Origin of the sequence: Pseudomonas sp. PA-4-8C (genome assembly GCF_021606625.1) — a bacterium.
In the GTDB taxonomy this organism is placed as follows: Bacteria; Pseudomonadota; Gammaproteobacteria; order Pseudomonadales; family Pseudomonadaceae; genus Aquipseudomonas; species Aquipseudomonas lactis.
Genome location: NZ_WKCD01000475.1, coordinates 1 through 2,115, shown reverse-complemented (window position 1 = coordinate 2,115; position 2,115 = coordinate 1). Strand labels below are relative to the sequence as shown.

General features: G+C 64.2%; 3 protein-coding genes. All 3 read left to right on the top strand.

Annotated elements, in window-relative coordinates; all coding sequences use genetic code 11:
- Positions 1-33: 33 nt before the first annotated feature.
- From GIW04_RS30120 to GIW04_RS30110, 3 genes are read left to right on the top strand one after another with little or no spacing between them, the layout of a single operon-like run.
- Positions 34-792 (top strand): PIG-L deacetylase family protein, encoded by a 759-nt coding sequence (locus GIW04_RS30120; protein WP_003191600.1) that lies wholly within the window; start codon positions 34-36, stop codon positions 790-792.
- A complete protein-coding gene (locus GIW04_RS30115) occupies positions 789-1,388 on the top strand; it encodes an SAM-dependent methyltransferase (RefSeq protein WP_034135725.1) in 600 nt (199 codons plus the stop codon). Before GIW04_RS30120 ends, GIW04_RS30115 begins: the two co-directional genes overlap by 4 nt.
- On the top strand, positions 1,385-2,044 hold the full coding sequence (locus tag GIW04_RS30110) for a glycosyltransferase (protein WP_034135724.1): 660 nt from the start codon (positions 1,385-1,387) through the stop codon (positions 2,042-2,044). The genes GIW04_RS30115 and GIW04_RS30110 overlap by 4 nt, the downstream gene beginning before the upstream one ends.
- Positions 2,045-2,115 lie beyond the last annotated feature (71 nt).

Sequence of the window (2,115 nt, the reverse complement as noted above, 5' to 3'; positions counted from 1 at the left end):
CGTCGCTGGTGAGCCCTCAGGGAGATGGGTGCTATGAAGCCCAACCCGATTGTTGGCCAGGGCACGCCGTTGAGCCACTGGCAAAACTCTGAACGGCTGGCCGAGTTGCCACACATCAGCGTGGCGCAGTTGGTGCCGCCAGGGCATCGAGCGGTAATCGTCGCCCCGCACCCGGATGATGAAGTGCTGGGCAGCGGCGGCTTGCTGCAAGGGTTGGCGGCGCTGGATCGCCCCATCCAGTTGATCTCCGTCACCGATGGCAGCGCCAGCCACCCTGGCTCCAGGCGCTGGCCGGTGGAGCGCCTGAGCGTGGTGCGCCCGCAGGAATCAGCCCAGGCCCTGCACCGCCTTGGCTTGCCGCTGCACAGTTTGAAATGGCTGCGCGGCGGGTTCGCCGACAGCCATGTGGCCGAGCGCGAAACCCAGCTGTGCGAGTTTATCCAGCGCCACCTCAAGCCCAACGACGTGGTGTTTGCCACGTGGTGCGAGGATGGGCATTGCGACCATGAAGCCGTGGGCCGCGCCAGCGCCAACGCAGCCAAGGCCGTCGGCGCAGCGTTGTGTGAACTGCCGGTATGGACCTGGCACTGGGCCACTGCCGAAGACCACAAGGTGCCCTGGCATCGGGCGCGCAAGATCCCGCTGACCGCCGAGCAAGTGGCACGCAAACGCCATGCGATCCATGCCTTTGCCAGCCAGTTGGAGGGCGACCCGCAAATCGGCCTGCCTCCGGTGCTGGCGCCCTATGTGGTGGAACGCTTGCTGCAACCTTTTGAAATGGTATTCGTATGAGTGTGGCAACCCCCTACTTCGACCAATTGTTTGCCGGCAATGACGACCCTTGGGCTTTTCGCCAGCGCTGGTATGAACAACGCAAGCGCGCCCTGACCTTGGCCATGCTGACGCGGCCGCGCTATGCGTCGATATTCGAGCCGGGCTGTGCCAATGGCGAACTGAGTGCCGAGCTGGCGCCACGTTGCGACCGCCTGCTGTGCTGCGACACCGCCAGCGCTGCGGTGCGACTGGCACAGGCGCGGCTGGAGCGTTTTGCTCATGCCCGCGTGGAGCAGCGCCGCCTGCCGGAGCAATGGCCCAGCGGGCAGTTCGAACTGATCGTATTGAGTGAGCTTTGTTACTACCTGGATGCAGATGATTTGAAACGTCTGATCGATTACGCCCTCGCCGCCTTGACCGCTGACGGTCAACTGCTGGCCTGCCATTGGCGACCACCCATTGACGGTTGCCCGCAAACCGCCGAACAGGCGCACGCCGTGCTCCAACAGCGTCTGGGTGTAGCACCGTTGGTGCAGTATCAGGACGCGGATTTCCTACTCGACCTGTGGAGCCTCGACGGCACCTCAGTCGCTCGTCACGAGGGCTTACGATGATCGGTATTCTGATCCCGGCACATAACGAAGAAGCCTGGTTGGATGATTGCCTGAGGGCTGCGCGGATCGCCGCCGACCACCCGGGCTTGCTGGGTGAAGCGGTACACATCCTGGTGGTGCTCGACAGCTGCAGCGATGCCAGCGCGGCGATAGCTCAGGCCCACCAAGTGCACTGCCTGCACGTGCAGGCCCGCAATGTGGGGCATGCCCGCGGCGTGGGTGCGCGGTACTTGCTGGAGCAAGGCGCGCGGTGGATTTCCTGTACCGACGCCGACAGCCGCGTCGCCCCTGACTGGCTGGTGGCTCAACTGGCCCAAGACTGTGACGCGGTGTGCGGCACAGTCACCGTAGACGCCTGGAGCGAAGGCTTCGACCCGGCTGCGCAGATCCGCTATCACCAGGCCTACCAGGCCCGCGACGGGCATCGGCATATCCACGGTGCCAACCTGGGCGTGAGTGCCCGCGCCTATGTAGAGGCCGGAGGGTTTGAACCGCTGGAATGCCACGAAGATGTACAGCTGGTGCGTGATCTGGAGCGTTGCGGCGCCTCCATCGCCTGGAGCCATGCACCGCAAGTGGTGACCAGTGCGCGCCTGGATTGCCGGGCTGAGGGTGGGTTTGGGGACTATTTGAAGAGCTTGATGCAGGCTGGGTGAAAACGAAAAAGCGTTTAACAGCAGGGGGCTGGAGCGCCGTCATCGCAGGCAAGCCAGCTCCCACAGGGTTG